At 70.6% G+C, this 14911-nt stretch carries 15 protein-coding genes; 11 read left to right on the top strand and 4 right to left on the bottom strand.

Annotation, left to right across the window (positions count from 1 at the left end):
- The first annotated feature begins 97 nt into the window (after nt 1–97).
- Nucleotides 98–1033: an RNA polymerase sigma-70 factor gene (locus tag ABZW11_RS13830; RefSeq protein ID WP_355416106.1), complete on the top strand. Its 936-nt coding sequence runs from the start codon at nt 98–100 to the stop codon at nt 1031–1033.
- A gap of 479 nt (nt 1034–1512) precedes the next feature.
- Here ABZW11_RS13830 and ABZW11_RS13825 read toward each other — a convergent pair whose 3' ends face one another.
- On the bottom strand, nt 1513–1872 hold the full coding sequence (locus tag ABZW11_RS13825; protein ID WP_355416104.1) for a DUF3800 domain-containing protein: 360 nt from the start codon (nt 1870–1872) through the stop codon (nt 1513–1515).
- Between the two features lie 656 nt (nt 1873–2528).
- Between ABZW11_RS13825 and ABZW11_RS13820 the strand changes: the two genes are divergently transcribed.
- The 5 genes from ABZW11_RS13820 to ABZW11_RS13800 all read left to right on the top strand — a co-directional run bounded on the left by ABZW11_RS13820 (nt 2529) and on the right by ABZW11_RS13800 (nt 7852).
- Nucleotides 2529–4910, top strand: a complete 2382-nt coding sequence (locus ABZW11_RS13820; protein ID WP_355416102.1) for a glycoside hydrolase family 2 TIM barrel-domain containing protein — start codon at nt 2529–2531, stop codon at nt 4908–4910.
- A 109-nt stretch (nt 4911–5019) separates the two neighbouring features.
- Nucleotides 5020–5811 carry a PAS domain S-box protein gene (locus ABZW11_RS13815; RefSeq protein ID WP_355416100.1) on the top strand — a complete coding sequence of 264 codons (792 nt, stop codon included), beginning with the start codon at nt 5020–5022 and terminating at the stop codon, nt 5809–5811.
- The gene (locus ABZW11_RS13810) at nt 5795–6250 is read left to right on the top strand and encodes a hypothetical protein (protein ID WP_355416098.1); all 456 of its coding nucleotides are present in this window, start codon (nt 5795–5797) and stop codon (nt 6248–6250) included. The genes ABZW11_RS13815 and ABZW11_RS13810 overlap by 17 nt, the downstream gene beginning before the upstream one ends.
- A gap of 80 nt (nt 6251–6330) precedes the next feature.
- Nucleotides 6331–7404 (top strand): DUF6745 domain-containing protein, encoded by a 1074-nt coding sequence (locus ABZW11_RS13805; protein ID WP_355416096.1) that lies wholly within the window; start codon nt 6331–6333, stop codon nt 7402–7404.
- Nucleotides 7405–7414: 10 nt separating this feature from the next.
- Nucleotides 7415–7852, top strand: coding sequence for a hypothetical protein (locus ABZW11_RS13800; protein ID WP_355416094.1), 438 nt, complete (start codon nt 7415–7417; stop codon nt 7850–7852).
- Between the two features lie 54 nt (nt 7853–7906).
- Here ABZW11_RS13800 and ABZW11_RS13795 read toward each other — a convergent pair whose 3' ends face one another.
- The 3 genes from ABZW11_RS13795 to ABZW11_RS13785 all read right to left on the bottom strand — a co-directional run bounded on the left by ABZW11_RS13795 (nt 7907) and on the right by ABZW11_RS13785 (nt 11046).
- Entirely contained in the window at nt 7907–8887 is a 981-nt protein-coding gene (locus tag ABZW11_RS13795) for an LLM class flavin-dependent oxidoreductase (protein WP_355416092.1), read from the bottom strand.
- Between the two features lie 124 nt (nt 8888–9011).
- On the bottom strand, nt 9012–10346 hold the full coding sequence (locus ABZW11_RS13790; protein ID WP_355416090.1) for a glycoside hydrolase family 6 protein: 1335 nt from the start codon (nt 10344–10346) through the stop codon (nt 9012–9014).
- A 139-nt stretch (nt 10347–10485) separates the two neighbouring features.
- A complete protein-coding gene (locus tag ABZW11_RS13785; RefSeq protein ID WP_355416088.1) occupies nt 10486–11046 on the bottom strand; it encodes a TetR family transcriptional regulator in 561 nt (186 codons plus the stop codon).
- A gap of 100 nt (nt 11047–11146) precedes the next feature.
- Between ABZW11_RS13785 and ABZW11_RS13780 the strand changes: the two genes are divergently transcribed.
- The 5 genes from ABZW11_RS13780 to ABZW11_RS13760 are packed head-to-tail and all read left to right on the top strand — an operon-like array spanning nt 11147 to nt 14900.
- Nucleotides 11147–12955, top strand: a complete 1809-nt coding sequence (locus tag ABZW11_RS13780) for an MDR family MFS transporter (RefSeq protein WP_355416086.1) — start codon at nt 11147–11149, stop codon at nt 12953–12955.
- The gene (locus tag ABZW11_RS13775) at nt 12952–13386 is read left to right on the top strand and encodes a hypothetical protein (RefSeq protein WP_355416084.1); all 435 of its coding nucleotides are present in this window, start codon (nt 12952–12954) and stop codon (nt 13384–13386) included. Before ABZW11_RS13780 ends, ABZW11_RS13775 begins: the two co-directional genes overlap by 4 nt.
- Nucleotides 13383–13619, top strand: coding sequence for a hypothetical protein (locus tag ABZW11_RS13770; protein ID WP_355416082.1), 237 nt, complete (start codon nt 13383–13385; stop codon nt 13617–13619). The genes ABZW11_RS13775 and ABZW11_RS13770 overlap by 4 nt, the downstream gene beginning before the upstream one ends.
- Before the next feature lie 13 nt (nt 13620–13632).
- Nucleotides 13633–14109, top strand: coding sequence for a universal stress protein (locus ABZW11_RS13765; protein ID WP_355416080.1), 477 nt, complete (start codon nt 13633–13635; stop codon nt 14107–14109).
- Nucleotides 14110–14138: 29 nt separating this feature from the next.
- Nucleotides 14139–14900: a M15 family metallopeptidase gene (locus tag ABZW11_RS13760; RefSeq protein WP_355416078.1), complete on the top strand. Its 762-nt coding sequence runs from the start codon at nt 14139–14141 to the stop codon at nt 14898–14900.
- Nucleotides 14901–14911 lie beyond the last annotated feature (11 nt).

Raw genomic sequence — 14911 nt, 5'->3', positions numbered from 1 at the left:
CGTTGCAACCTCCAAGACGAGACAGCGCCGTGAACCTGTGAGATCCCGGCAATGTGAGCTGAGCCACATGTTCCTTTTGTCCGGAATGGTGATAACAATGGTCGGCGTGACCCGCGTCGAGGAGTTCCAGGAACTGAGGCCGCTGCTTTTCGCGATCTCCTACCGCATCCTGGGCAGCGTGAGCGAGGCCGAGGACGCCGTCCAAGAAGCCTGGCTGCGCTACGAGAGCTCCGCGACCCGGCCCGAGTCGCCCAAGGCGTTCCTGTCGGCCACGGTGACGCGGATCTCGATCGACGTGCTGCGCTCCGCCCGCGTACGGCGTGAGGCTTATGTCGGGCCCTGGTTCCCCGAACCACTGCTGGCCGACCCCTACCAGGACCCCGAGCGGTCGGCGGAGCTGTCCGACTCGTTGTCGATGGCGGCCTTGATCCTGCTGGAACGGCTCAGCCCGCTCGAACGCGCGGTCTTCGTCCTCCGCGAGGTGTTCGCCTTCGGCTACCGGGACATCGCCGCCGCCGTGGACCGGTCGGAGGCGGCCTGCCGCCAGCTCGCGGTGCAGGCGCGCCGCCACATGGAGGCGGGCCGGCCCCGCTTCGAGGCCGACCGCCGGGCCCGCGACCAGCTCGCCGGGCGCTTCTTCCACGCGATGCGCGAGGGGGACGTCGCGGGGCTGCAGGAGCTGCTGGCCGCCGACGTGCAGCTGGTCAACGACGGGGGCGGCAAGATCGGCAGCACGATGCCGCTGTTCGGCGACACGAAGGTCGCCAAGGTACTGGCCGTGATGATCCCGCCGTTCGCCCAGATCGGCGCGGCGCTGGAGCCGACCGAGGTGAACGGCCAGCCGGGTGCGATCATCCGCGACCGCGACGGCCGCGTCTTCAACGTCTGGACGCTCGACATCCAGGACGGACGCATCCAGACCATCCGCTCGATCGTCAACCCGGACAAGCTCACCCACCTCGGCCCCATCGCCGACGCCCTCGCCGTCCTCGACGAGAAGAAGCAGGTCCGCCGCAACCGTCAACTCGGGTAGCGCAATCCTTCATCTGTCCCAGCCCTGGGGAGGGCCGAGCGGGGCCTCGTCGCTGTCCACGAGGGTGCAGGATGCGACGGGGCCGTTCGATAGGTTCGCCCAGATACCGGCCACCTTGGCATCGTCCGAGACGCTGAACTCCAGCACCGCCGTCTGTCCCGGCTTGACCGCGGCCGGATCGATGCGGAACCCCGGCTCAGTGGGCGGCCAGATCAGGAACGGCCTGCCGTCGGCCGGGTGCTGCGCCTCCTGCCGGGACAGGAAGCTCGTGCTGCGCGGCTGTGGCGAACAACGCTTCCCGCTGGGGATGTAGTCGACCCGGCGTTCACGCCCATGCCCCCCAGCGTGGCCTCCAGGGGCTCGGGATCCTTGGCCTGGTCGATGGTGATGGTGAGGGTGCCGTCGGCGTTCTTCGACACCACTCAGCACCGTTCCCGACGGCATATCACCGCACGTACGGCAACGGCGTCCGCTCGCTGCTACGAGGACCCTTCGCCGAGCCGGAAGAGCAGCGACCCGGTGCGCTTGCCTATGGGGTCGCTGACTACAACCCCTCCACGCCAGTAGCCGGACTCGTCCCTGTACCGATACTGAAGGGCCTCGACTCTTGAGCCGAACTCCTTCCGTACGTCGTTGTACCGGCCTGAGGAGTGCGGATTGCCCTGCAGCGGTGGACAGTACGCCGAGGCAGCCATGGGAAACAGCAGTGTCGATGCGAGGTAGTCGGCGATTTGCAGCCCAGCGTGATTGTCACTGCCGGCGAACAGCGGGACGTCACGCAGGGCGGGGTAGGGATCGCCTCCCGTCTTCCACTTCTGCGTGAAGATCGAGTGCGCCACTCTGAGATTCGCCTAACCGAAAGCGGTTCGCCTGCCGACGCTTGTTACGCGAGTCACTGCGGGTCATCTGCAGGATTTCACTACCCATGACCTCAATCAGGATGTGGTCCAAGGCGTGCTTGGTTACGAACCTGCCCGGGAAGTGCAGGCGCTTGAGCGCAAGGAAATCCCGAGTCAGCATCGGGATCGAGGCTGCGTTGACGACCAGTCCCGAGATCACCATGACGGGGGACGCGTTACTGCTGCTGTCGGGAGCCTCGCAGCCACCTGCCTCATCGAGGTGGCAAATTCGCGCGCAGGCACAATAGCGCTAAGGCCGCCCCGGAAGGGCGGCCTTAGGATGTGGTGTTCGGGGAGACCCCTAGGCACCCATAGAAAATTTCTGCCCCAGTTAAGCACATCAAGCCAGAGCGACGCATCGCCAAGAAGCCGGTCGCGCTGGAGAGCGCATCGCGTTGACCTCCTGGGCGGGCGGGCCTAGCATCGTGTGGGAACGTTGCCACATCCGAAAGGCGCCCATGTCCTCCGTACGTGTTCTTGATCAGGGCTGGGAGCTTCGGGGGTTTCTCGGGGATGACTGGCAGTTGCATCGGGCGCAGTTGCATGCTCGCCAAGGTCACGACGAGGGCTGGGTGCCGGCGAAGGTGCCGGGGAGCGTGCTGGCCGATCTCCTTCAGGCCGGGGAGGTGGCGGATCCGTACGTCGGGCGGCAGAGCAGGCTGTCCGAGTGGGTTTCGCAGCGGACCTGGGTTTACCGGACCCGGCTGGTCGCGCCGGAACTCGCGGCCGGGGAGCGGGCCTTTCTCGAGTTCGAGGGCATCGACTACGCGGCGGCCGTTCATCTCGATGGGGAGCGGGTCGCGGTGCACGAGGGGACGTTCGTGCCGCTCGTCGTCGAGGTCACCGGGCGGCTGGGTGGGGAGCATGCGCTGGCGGTCGTCGTCGAGCCGGCGCCGGTCAGTGAGCCGCAGGTCGGATACACGGCCAAGGTGAACGTCCACAAGGGGCGTATGGGGTACGGGTGGGATTTCTGCCCGCGGCTCGTGCATCAGGGGTTGTGGCAGCCGGTGCGGTTGCGGACGACCAAGGCGCTGCGGCTGGTTGACGTGTGGGCGCGTGCCAGCATTGGGGGAGATGTCGGGAAAGTCGTCGTTCGGCTTGATACGGATGCGGCAGAACAAGAAGGCTGGGCCGAGCTGGTCCTTCGTACGGCTCAAGGCGAGGTCGTGGCGGAGGCGGGCGTTCCGCTCCGCGGCAGCACGACGCTCACCACCACGCTCACCGTGGACGATCCCCGCCGGTGGCATCTCAACGGGCACGGCGAGCCCCACCTCTACACGCTCACCACGATCCTGCGCGACGCGAAAGGCGAGGTCAGCGACCGGCGCAACACCCGGATCGGGTTCAGGGACGTGCGGTTCACTTGTGACCCCGGGGCGCCGGCGGGCGCGCTCCCGTACCGGCTGACCGTGGACGGCCGTCCCACCGGCATCAAGGGGTGGAACTGGGTGCCGGCCGACGCGCTCTACGGCGCCGTCGACCAGGCCAAACTGCGCCACCTCCTCACGCTCGCCCGCGATGCCGGCGTCACCATGCTGCGCGTCTGGGGCGGCGGGCTCATCGAGAGCGAGGCGTTCTACGACCTCTGCGACGAGTACGGCATCCTCGTCTGGCAGGAGTTCGCCCAGTCCAGCTCCGGCATGGAGAGCCTGCCCAGCGACGACCCCGCGTTCGTAGCCAGGATGACGGCCGAGGCGGAGCGCATCGTCCCGGCGCGGCGCAACCATCCGAGCCTGGCGATCTGGTGCGGCGGCAACGAGCTGCAGCGGGCCGACGGCGTGCCGCTGACGGACGCGGACTCGCCGGTGCTGGCGGCACTGCACGGCGTGGTGGCCCGGCTGGACCCCGACCGGCACTGGCTGCCGACCTCGCCGACGGGGCCGGTGTTCGGGAACACGCTGGAGAGCGTACGCACCGGGCCCGAGCACCACGACGTGCACGGCCCGTGGGAGCACCAGGGCCTGGACGACCACTACCGCCTCTATGACGAGGGCAGGGCACTGCTGCTGAGCGAGTTCGGGGTGGAGGGGATGAGCAACCTGCGGGCGATCGAGTCGGTGGTGCCGGCGTCGGAGCGCCGCCTGCCGACCACCCGCAACCCGGTCTGGGACCATCTCGGCCGCTGGTGGAACAACGAGCCCCTGGTACGCGCCGCGTTCGGCGACGCCATCGAGGACCTGGGAACGTTGTCACGGGCGAGCCAGTTCCTCCAGGCCGACGGACTGCGGTACGCGGTCGAGGCCAACAGGCGCCGCCCCTGGAGCTGCGGGGTGCTGCCGTGGCAGCTCAACGAGTCGTTCCCGAACGGCTGGTGCACGGCGTCCGTGGACTACTTCGGCGAGCCGAAGGCGGCCTACCACTACGTGCGGCGGGCGTACCGGCATGAGCATGTGTGCGCGGCGCTGCCCGCGCCGCGCGCGCACGAGCTGCGCGCGGTCGTCTGGGCCTGGTGGGAGGGCGGCCCCGCCGAGGTCGAGGCGCGGGTGCTGGGCCTCGACGGCGGCGTGCGGGCCGAGCGGCGCTGGACGGCCGCCGCCCCCGGCGAGGTCGGCACGATCACGTGCGCGCCGGGGCCGGGCAGCTTCGTGCTCGACCTGTCCGTACGCGGCGAGGGCCCTACCATCAGCAACCGGCGTACCATCACCAACCGGTACGTCCTGACCGCCGGCCCCGACTTCGCCGACCTGCTCACGCTGCCCGAGGCCCGCGTCACCACCGAACTGGAGGCCGGCGACACGACCTGGACGCTGCGGCTGCGCCACGAGGCGGGCCCCGTCGTGCCGTTCGTCCGCCTGCTCGACGCCCGCCCCGCGACGGCGCCCGGCTGGGCCCGCTGGGACGACAACGCCTTCGACCTGCTGCCAGGCGAGGAGCGCGTGCTGCACGCCACCTGGGACGGCGTGCCGCCGCAGGATCGCCGGATGCGCCTGGACGCGTGGAACCTCAGGCCGACGACCCTGACCGACGCCGGCGCGTGACTCCTCCGCGACGCCGGGAAGCACCCTCCGCCGGCGATCGGCGCGACGCGCGGGCGGCGCTCGCTGACAACGTCATCCGAGGCTGACTCCATGCATTAAGGTGACGACGGTGAGTAACGGAGACTCCGTCGCCGCGGCCTTGTCCGCACGCGTCCTGCGCCGCATCGGCCGGCGCGGCGCGTCGCTGGCGTTCGTGGGCCTGCTGTGCCTGGCCATCGCCGCGTCGCTCGCGTTCAGACAGGGCGGCGAGCGGGCCGCCGCAGGTCACGCGATGCTCACCACGATCGCCCCGATACCGGTGTGGGCGCTGGCCTGGTGCCTGACGGGCGTGCTGTGCCTGGTGCAGATGTTCCTGCGCTCCGACAGGGTCGCGTTCGCGGCGGCCACCGCGCTGCTCCTGCTGTACGGCCTGGTACACCTGATCTCCACGTTCTCCGGCGACAATCCGCGCGGCTGGGTGGCCGGGGCGGTGTGGCTGGCGTTCGGCGGCTGGATCGCGCTGATCGCCACCTGGCCGGAGGCGGTCGCGGTGCACCGGCTGACCTCGGGGTGCCGGGGCGGGCCGGCCATCGTGGTGGCGGACGCGGGCGGCGTCATCCAGTCGTGGAACCCGCAGGCGGCGGCGCTGTTCGGGTGGAGCACGGAGGAGGCGGTGGGCCGGCCGCTGACGATCCTGATCCCGCCCCGGCTGCGCGAGCGGCACCTGGCGGGGCTGACCAGGGTGCGGTCGTCGGGCGAATCGGCGCTGTCCGGGCGGATCATCCCGCTGATGGGGCTGCGCCGCGACGGCAGCGAGATCCCCATCGCGTTGACGGTGAACACCTGGCAGGGCGACGACGGCGTCGGCTACACCGGTGTGATCAGGCTCATGGGAGGAGCCGGCGATGCCGAGTCTGACTGAGGTCCTCATTCAGATCGCGGTCGGGGTCGTCCCGCTGGGTGTGGCGTACCTCGCCTTCCGATCGGCCACGGACGCCAACAGGAAGACCCACGAGGCGGCACTGCTGCAGGTGGAGCGGCAGGCGGAGCTGGAGCGTTCCAAGGTGGACGCCGAGGCGTACACCAGGGCGAAGACCATCTACGAGGACGCGCTGAGCCAGCTGGAGCGGCAGCTCGCCCGCACGCAGGGCCAGGCGGAGCAGGTGAGCGCCGACCTGACGACCGAGCAGGACATGTCCAAGGCGATGCGCGACCAGATCCGGAGGTTGCAGGCGCAGATCCGGGCGCTCGAACGTACGGTGATCGCGTTGCGCGCCCAGTTGCTCGCGGCGGGCCTGGCTCCCGCGCCCGCCTCGGAGACGACCGGCCCCTACCAGCTCCAGCACCGGTTGGCCGACTGATCGGGTGGACATAGGGCGTCCCCTTCTGTCACCATTTCTTTCATGATCATGCGAAAGGAGGGCGCCTCCGCCCTCGCCCGGTGAGCGACGTCCTGCAGCGGGAAGCTGCTTCGCTCCGTGACCGATGGCTGGGCCGCGCGCTCTCGACGCGGCCCGCGGACCGCAAGGCCGCAGCAGCCGCCGTCTCCGCTCTCTACCGGTTCATCGGTCTGTCCCCACCCCGTTTCCACTGGGTGACCTCGCCTGCCGCCGCGTTCGCGACCGTGCCCGCCGGGCTGCCGCCCGGGCAGAGCGCCGAGCGGGTGGACGCGTGGCCGCTGCCGGCCAGGTTCGCGACGCTGCGCCACCGCGTGTACGGGGCGGTGCACGCCCGCGTACGCCCGGCGCAACGCCCGGTCGACGTGCTGCTGCGCCGCGAGGTGCACCAGCCACTCCTCAACACGGCCGGCCGCTGCCTGCTGCCGCCCGTCGAGCTCGCGCACAACGAGGCGTCGCGGCACCAGACCTGGTACCGCACGATGTGCGTCTCCTGGATCGCCCATTGCGACGCGCTGCGCCGGATCGCCGGCGTGGAGCTGCCCGCCGGGCTGGCCCGTCAGGTGGATCTGTGGACGGCCGTGGCCACGACTTGCCATTGGTGGTGGCCGTCCGAGCACGTGTGCGTGATGTCGGAACGCCCCGCCGAGCTGCACACGGAGACGTGGACGGCGACCGGCGAGCAGCGCCCGCACCACGCGGACGGCCCATCGGCACGGTACGCCGACGGCTGGGCCACCTACGCCTGGCACGGCACCAGGATCCCGTCCTGGGTGATCCACGACCCCACCCCTGAGCGCATCTCCGCCGAGCCCAACGTCGAGGTCAGGCGCTGCGCGATCGAACGCCTCGGCTGGCCCGCCTACATCGCGCGGGCCGAGCTGCGGCTGGTCGCCACCGCCCCCGACCCCGGCAACGCGGGCGCGGAGCTGCGCCTCTACGACATGCGCCGGGACACGCGGGTGCTGCTCGCGGTCAACGGCTCGGTCGAGCGCGACGGCCGCCGCAGGCAGTACGGCCTCACCGTGCCCGGCCATTTCGACGATCCGCTCGCCGCCGCCGGCTGGACGTACGGGCTGTCCGGCGAGCAGTACGCCCAACTCCTACGCAGAACCTGAGGTGATGCTCATGACAGTGACGCTGGCCACGCTGACCCGGCAGACCGGGCTGACCGTGCTCGACCACCTGGAGCAGTCGATCCAGATCCCCGTGCTCGACGGCCCGCAGGCCCAGGGCGACCTCATCGTGGTGCCGCTGCGGCTGGTGGCGGCGTCGGTGCAGATCCGCGACGACCCCCGCTGGCAGGCCGTGCCGCCTGAGGGCGTCGAGCTGCTGCGCGGCGCGGCGGGCGGCAACCCGCACACGCTGGTCGCCGAGCCGGGCACCTGCCGCTGGACGGTGAACGTCTCGGACGCCGACGGCCTGGCGATCGGCGTGTTCTCCGCCTCGGCCCCGGTCTATCTGCTGCATCCGGAGCACGGCGGCTCGGGCTGCGCGCCCGGCACGTACGTGGTGCGCCGCCAGCGCGAGCACGAGGGCCACCGCGCCCGCCTGGTGGCCGACTAGCGGAATCGCACCCGGGCGGCGGGCCGCGGTTCGGCCCCGACGCCCGTACCGGCCTCAGGAGGCGTGAACCTCGGCGAGCAGCTCGGCCGAGCGCAGCCACGCCTTCCTGTCGACCGCGGAGAAGGCCACGATCAGCTCATCGGCCTGAGCGTGCTCGGCGAACCGGTCGACATACGCCTTGACCTCGGCGGGGTCGCCGACGGCCGAGTATTTGGCCATCTGCACGATCTGCTGCCCCGCCGGGGACTCGAGGATCATGTCGGCCTCTTCGTCCGTGAACGTGCGCCCGCGCCCGAGGAACCGGGTGACCCGCAGCCGCTTGGAGGCCAGGAACTGCTCCTCGGCCTCCTCGGTGGTGTCGGCGGCGATCACGTTGAGTGCGGCGATCACGTGGGGCCGGTCGAGCTGGGCCGACGGCTTGAAGTCGCGCCGGTAGAGTGCGACGGCCTCCTCCAGCGCGGCGGGCGCGAAGTGGGAGGCGAACGCGTACGGCAGGCCGAGCGCGGCGGCGAGCTGCGCGCCGAACAGCGAGGATCCGAGGATGTAGAGCGGCACGTTGGTGCCCCTGCCGGGGGTGGCGTGCACGCCGGGGATGCGGGTCTCGCCGGTGAGGTAGCCCTGCAGCTCAAGCACGTCCTGCGGGAACGAGTCGGCCGACGAGGGCGAGCGGCGCAGGGCGCGCATGGTCTGCTGGTCGCTGCCGGGCGCGCGGCCGAGACCGAGGTCGATGCGGCCGGGGTGGAGCGTCTCCAGGGTGCCGAACTGCTCGGCGATGGTCAGCGGCGAGTGGTTGGGCAGCATGACACCGCCCGCGCCGAGGCGGATCGTCCGGGTGTGAGCGGCGATGTGGGCGATCAGCACGCTCGTGGCGGAGGAGGCGATGCTGTCCATGTTGTGGTGCTCGGCGTACCAGATGCGCTGGTAGCCCAGCTCCTCGGCCCGCTGGGCGAGGGTCACGCTGGCGGCGAAACTGTCGGCGGCCGTCTCGCCCTCGCCGATGTGCGCCAGATCGAGGATGGACAGCGGCAGAGCCATGAGTACGCGCCTTTCGCAGAGCGGGGTGACCTGGTGGTGGTCAACAGCGGCGCCTGCCCGGTTATTTCTTGAGGCCGAGCCCCCGCAGGCGTCGGGCGGGGGCTCGGCCGGGTGCGCGTGAGCGCTAGGAGGTGGTGCAGGTGAGCCCTGACGGGCCGCCGGACCCGCCGCTCGCGATGAACCCGAACGTAGTCGTCGCGCCGGGAGCCACCTTGCCGTTCCAGTTCAGGTTGGTGACGGTGACCGAGCCGCCGCTGACGGACAGGTTGCCGTTCCACAACTGGGAGATCGTCTGGCCGGAGGGCAGCGTCCAGCCGACCCGCCAGCCGCTGGTGGCCGCGCCGCCGGTGTTGGTGACGGTGACCTCGCCCTGCATGCCGCCCGACCACTGGCCGATCGCCTTGAACGTCGCCGAGCACCCCTCGGGGCCGGTCGTCGGCGTGACGGTGGGCGAGACGGTGGGCGAGACGGTGACGGTGGGCGAGACAGTGGGCTCGGGCGCGGCCATGGCCAGGTCGTACGCCCGCTGCGGCACGAACTGCCCGGCCTGCGCGATGCACCCGTCGGCCTCGCCGGGCGGCTTGACCCACAGGTAGGCGGCGATCGCGGAGTCGCCCGTCTCGGTGGTGCTCCAGATGCCGGTGGCGCGGCCTCCGGGGTCGCACCACTCGCTGCCGGCCGGGCCGTTGCCGTTGCGGCTCGTGTCGATGACCGCCTTCAGCCTGGAGACGCCGGTCGCCGCGATGATGCTCTTCGCGTACGACACCAGCCCAGGCGTCGAGCGGTAGTTGGAGGTGTTGACCGCGATGCCGTCGGCGCTGTTGGCGACGTCGGCGCCGTTCAGCCGGGAGGCGGCCTCCGAGGCGGACAGCCAGGCGTCGTGGCCGATGTCGAAGTAGACCTTGACCTGCGACGACGTGCCTCTGAGCTTCTTGCCGGCGTACGCCATGGACGCCTTGACCTCGGCCTGCTCTGAGCCGTTCATGCAGTTGGTCATGATGGCCAGGGCGTCGGGCTCCAGCACGATCGTGGCCGGCCGGCCGCCGAGCCCGGCGGCGATCTGGTCGATCCACGCGCGGTAGGAGGCGTGGTCGGGGGCGCCGCCCGCGCTGGGGCCTCCGCAGTCGCGGTTGGGCATGGCGTACACGGCCATGATCGGGATCTTGCCGGCCGCGGCGGCGGCGCCGACGTACGCGTCCACCTGGCCGCGTACGGTGCTCGGGTTGTAGGTGGCGAACCAGCGGCCCTGCGGCACGGCCGCGATCCGGTCCCTGATCACCGCCGCCCGGCTGTCGCCCGGGTTGGCCGCCACCCACTTGGCGGCGTTGGTCTGGGGATCCACGTAGAAAGCGGAGTCGGCGGCCTGGGCGGTGGACGACGAGGCGGCGACGACCGCCCCCGCCGCGGCCATGGCGGCCGCTGTGATGAGCACCGCCAACACGGGCCTTCTGCGAGACATGAACGATCTCCGTCCGTCATGTGGGAGCGCTCCCACGGGCTTCCGTGGATCGTAGAAAGCGCCCCCGTGCATGACAAAGACATCGGATCGCTCCCGAACCCTTCGTCGCAGGTCGGAGCGGATGCGGGCGGTGAAAGTTTCAGCCGGCCAGGCACGCCTTGAAGACGGCGGTAAGCCGGTCGACGTCCTGCGGCGTGGGCTGCTGGGGGCCGAGGCGGCGGCGCGTCGCGCCGATGCCGAGCAGGACCGCGGTGGCCATGCGGGCCCGCGCGTGGGCGTCGGGCTCCTCCAGCCGGGCGGCGAGCGGCTCCAGCACCGCCGTGATCAGCCGCTCCCTGGCCACGGCGTGCACCTCGGGGTGCATGGCCGAACGTTCGAGCGTGCGCAGGATAGGGCTGTCCGGCGGCTGGTGCATGCGCTCGGCGGCGTACTCGGCCAGCCGCCTCGGCAGGTCCTCGGCGTCGCCCTCATACAGGGCGCCGAACCGCGGCTCGCCCTGCAGCACGGCGCCGAACAGGCCGGCCTTGGACCCGAAGTAGCGGCCGACCAGCGCGATGTTGGCGTCGGCCGCCGCCGCGATCATGCGTACGGTCACCTGCTCGTAGCCCTGCTCGCCGAAAAGTGCGCGGGCCGCCTGCAGGATCCGTTCCCGGGTGGCCTCGCGGTCGCGCGGCCTGGCCTCAGTCACCTGGGGACTCATGCCCGCACTCTACTCGGCGGCCACCCCACTTACCGAGCGGCTAGTAAACGGACGTATACTCATCGCGGGCAAAAATGAACGAAGGGGATGTGGTGTTGTCTTGGTAGCGCACGCACCGGCCGCGTCCCCCGCGAAGCGGCACTACACCCACCGCGAGATCCTCGAGGTTCTGTCCGGGCTCATGCTCGCCATGCTGACCTCGATGATCTCGACTTCCGTGGTGGGCACCGCGCTGCCGACGATCGTGGGGGAACTAGGCGGTCAGGACCAGTACTCATGGGTCGCCAGCGCGACCATGCTGACGATGACGGTCTCGACGCCGTTGTGGGGCAAGCTGTCGGACGTCTTCGGGCGCAAGCTGCTCTTCCAGAGTGCTCTGGTGCTGTTCGTGGCGGCCTCGGCGGTGGCCGGGATGTCGCAGAACATGGGGCAGCTCATCGCCGCGCGTGCCATCCAGGGCCTGGGTGTCGGTGGTCTGTCGGCTCTGTCGCAGGTGATCCTGGGGGACATCGTCTCGCCGCGCGAGCGTGGACGCTACTCCGGCTACATGGGCGCCGTCTTCGGCATCTCGACGGTCGCGGGGCCGTTGCTGGGCGGGTTCATCGTGGACACCGAGTGGCTGGGCTGGCGCTGGTGCTTCTACGTGGTCGTGCCGTTCGCCCTGGTGTCGTTCATCGTCATCCAGAAGGTGCTCAAGCTGCCCCGGATCAAGCGGAAGACCTCGATCGACATCTGGGGCGCCACGACGATCACGGCCAGCGCGAGCGCGCTGATGCTGCTGCTGACCCTGGGGGGCAACGAATTCGAGTGGAACTCCCCCTGGACGTACGTGCTCACCGCCACCGCGCTGCTCATGCTGGCCCTGGCCGTGCTCTCGGAGCGGACCGCGCGCAACCCGATCCTGCCGCCGCGGCTGTTCCGCGACAGGACGTTCGTGCTCACCAGCCTCGCCTCGCTGTTCGTCGGCATGGCGATGTTCGGCGCGATGATCTACCTGCCGCAGTACCTGCAGATCGTCAAGGGGCTCAGCCCGACGAACTCGGGCCTGATGACACTGCCGATGGTCATAGCGCTGTTCCTGTCCGGTGTCATCTCGGGGAAGATCGTCACCCAGACCGGGCGGTGGAAGATCTTCCCCGTGGCCGGCCTGCTCATCGTGGCCATCGGGCTGTTCCTGCTGTCCAGGCTGCACGTCGACTCCAGCGAATGGCTGATCGGCTTCGACGTCGCGGTGCTGGGCATCGGCCTCGGCCTGTCCATGCAGATGCTCATCCTGGCCGCGCAGAACGGCTCCGAGCTGCGTGACATGGCCTCGACCACGTCAGGCGTGTCGTTCTTCCGCTCTCTGGGCGGCGCCGTCGGCGTGGCCGCGTTCGGCGCGATCCTCACCGGCCGGCTCAAGGACGAGATGACCGCGATGCTGGCGGCGGCCGGCATCGAGCTGCCCGGCGGCGGTGACGTCAAGCTCGGCAGCCCCGACGCCATCCAGCACCTTCCAGGGCCGGTCAAGAACATCGTGCTGGAGTCGTTCACGCGGGGCCTGGAGACGGTGTTCATCGTGGGCGTGCCGATCGCGCTGCTCGGCTTCATCGCCACGATCTTCCTCAAGGAGCTGCCGCTGCGCGGCTCGGTCGCGCCCCCGGCACCCACGCCCCAACCGCTCAGCAAGGACGACCTCGTCCTGGCGGGCCTGCTGCTGGAGCTCATCGCCCAGCGCATCGAGCGGGCCAACGGTGAGCGCTCGGCACTGCTCACCGCGGTCGCCAAGATGGCGCCGCCCGACGGCCGCTCGGAACGCGAACGGGCCAGGTCGGTCGCGCAGAGCGTGCTGCGGCCCACCTCGCGCGCCCTGATCGCGCAGGCCACGCCACCGCAGAAGGACCTCGTCTCAGGAGGAATCACACAATGATCCGCACGTTCGTGGGTGCCGTCGCCGCGGCCCTGGCCGTCGTGGCCGGGCTGTGGCTGATGATCGCGCCCTTCGCCCTCGGCACGCAGCCGGAGGACGCCGACTGGACGAACGCCACCCGGTCGGAGTTCTTCACCGGCCTCGGCGTGGCCGTCGTGGGCGTCGTGGGCGCGATCGCCTTCGTGGCGGCCATTCACGAGGAGCTGGTGGTGCGCGGCCTGGTCGTGCCGAAGCCGCGCCGCGAGCCCGAACCGGAGCCTGAGCCCGTGCCGGTCGCTCCCGCCGGGCCGCAGGCCACCTCCGCCGAGCTGGCGAGCCTGCTGGCCCCGCTCGTGGAGGCGCTGCGTGAGGACCTCAACACCCGTACGGGCGGTGGCGAGCACCGCCAGAACGGCAAGGCGTCCCTGGTCGGAGTGGAGGACAACCGATGAAGGCCAAACTGGGCGTGGGCGCCCTGGTGCTGCTGTTCCTCGGCGGCCTGTGGCTGATCGCGGCCCCGTTCGCGGTCGGCTACCAGCCGCGCGGCGCCGACTACGTCGACGCGACCGTCAACGACCTCTGGCTGGGCGGCGCCCTCGCCGGGATCTCGTTCGTGGCCCTGGTGATCTACGCGGCCGACGCGCTGCGCGAGCTGACGCGCCGCGGCAGGCACGCCGACGTCTGACGCGAGCGATGCCGTGTTCGGCAGTGGCACGGACCCGCAGTGGGAGCCGCTGGCAGGCAGGCTCCCCGAAGGGCGGTTCGAGATCGGCAAGGACGGCGCCGGCCTGCTCGTCGTGGGCTTCGACGGATCGGGCCCGAGCCGCAACGCGCTCGCGTACGCGGCCGGGCTCGCCCGCAGGGACGACGCGGCCCTGCTGATCGCCTTCGTCGAGTCGCTCAACACCTCGACGCTGTGGTTCTTCGCCGGGTCGCCCATCATCCCCGACGCGGCGGCCGACCTGACCGAGGACCTCAGGGAGGAACTGCGGGGGGCCGGGGTGCCGTGGCAGTTCGTCAGCCTGCGCGGTGACGCGGCCCGCGAGCTTGAGGCGCTGGCCAGCACGTACATGGCGGACGCCATCGTGGTGGGCCGCTCCCGCTCCTCGTGGCGGCGCTCGGTGGCGGCCAGCCTGGCGAAACGAGCTCGCCGTACTGTGCTGGTAGTGCCCTGACCTGGCCCGACGTCGCATATGGTGGCGAGATGAAGCGTGCTGCCGCCATCGCGTTCGTGGTGCTCGCGTCCGTTTCGTGCGCGGCCGCGGAGGAGCCCGTGGCCGCGCCGGCCGACCCGCCACGAGAGTCCGCCACCCTGACCGCCACTGCATCCGCCACTGGATCCGCCACTGCCGGACCGACGTCGGAGCGTTCCACGGCGGCGCCCAGCCCGACGGCGCCGCCCCCGTTCACCTCGCAGGTCTCGCGCGTCTCCCGCGACCGTCTGCCCTACTCCTGGCGCCCCGGGTGCCCCGTCCATTACCGCGACCTGCGGCTGGTGACGCTGTCGTACTGGGGGTTCGACGGCAAGCCGCACACCGGTGAGCTGGTCGTGCGCAAGACGGTGACCGACGACATCGAGACGGTCTTCAAGAAGCTGTACGACCGCCGCTGGCCGATCCGGCAGATGAAGCTGGTCGACGCGTACAAGGCCGACGACTACGACTCGATCGACGCCGACAACACCTCGGCCTTCAACTGCCGCCGGGCCACGGGGTCGAGCAACTGGTCGAACCACGCGTACGGCGAGGCCATCGACGTCAACCCGCTGGAGAACCCGTACGTCACCGCGAGCGGCGGCACCGCCCACCGCAACGCGAAGAAGTTCACCAAGCGCCCAATGAAGGGTAAAGGTGTGATTAATCCCGGTGACCGGGTCGTCAAGACCTTCGCCCAGGTCGGCTGGGAGTGGGGTGGTTACTGGTCAGGCGCCAAGGACTACCAGCACTTCTCCAAGGGCGGAGGCTGAGAGGATTTCCT

The sequence above is a fragment of the Nonomuraea sp. NPDC004580 genome, assembly GCF_040609855.1.
Lineage (GTDB): Bacteria > Actinomycetota > Actinomycetes > Streptosporangiales > Streptosporangiaceae > Nonomuraea > Nonomuraea salmonea.
Note: the sequence above shows the minus strand (reverse complement) of the source record. Positions and strands in the feature narration are given on the sequence as shown.

What these genes read in the sequence shown, in the direction of transcription:
- ABZW11_RS13785 (WP_355416088.1), bottom strand. Translation starts at nt 11,046, where the DNA reads ATGAGTCCCCAGGTGACTGAGGCCAGGCCGCGCGACCGCGAGGCCACC.
- ABZW11_RS13770 (WP_355416082.1), top strand. Translation starts at nt 13,383, where the DNA reads ATGAAGGCCAAACTGGGCGTGGGCGCCCTGGTGCTGCTGTTCCTCGGC.
- ABZW11_RS13795 (WP_355416092.1), bottom strand. Translation starts at nt 8,887, where the DNA reads ATGGCTCTGCCGCTGTCCATCCTCGATCTGGCGCACATCGGCGAGGGC.
- ABZW11_RS13760 (WP_355416078.1), top strand. Translation starts at nt 14,139, where the DNA reads ATGAAGCGTGCTGCCGCCATCGCGTTCGTGGTGCTCGCGTCCGTTTCG.
- ABZW11_RS13800 (WP_355416094.1), top strand. Translation starts at nt 7,415, where the DNA reads ATGACAGTGACGCTGGCCACGCTGACCCGGCAGACCGGGCTGACCGTG.
- ABZW11_RS13775 (WP_355416084.1), top strand. Translation starts at nt 12,952, where the DNA reads ATGATCCGCACGTTCGTGGGTGCCGTCGCCGCGGCCCTGGCCGTCGTG.
- ABZW11_RS13790 (WP_355416090.1), bottom strand. Translation starts at nt 10,346, where the DNA reads ATGTCTCGCAGAAGGCCCGTGTTGGCGGTGCTCATCACAGCGGCCGCC.
- ABZW11_RS13830 (WP_355416106.1), top strand. Translation starts at nt 98, where the DNA reads ATGGTCGGCGTGACCCGCGTCGAGGAGTTCCAGGAACTGAGGCCGCTG.
- ABZW11_RS13810 (WP_355416098.1), top strand. Translation starts at nt 5,795, where the DNA reads ATGCCGAGTCTGACTGAGGTCCTCATTCAGATCGCGGTCGGGGTCGTC.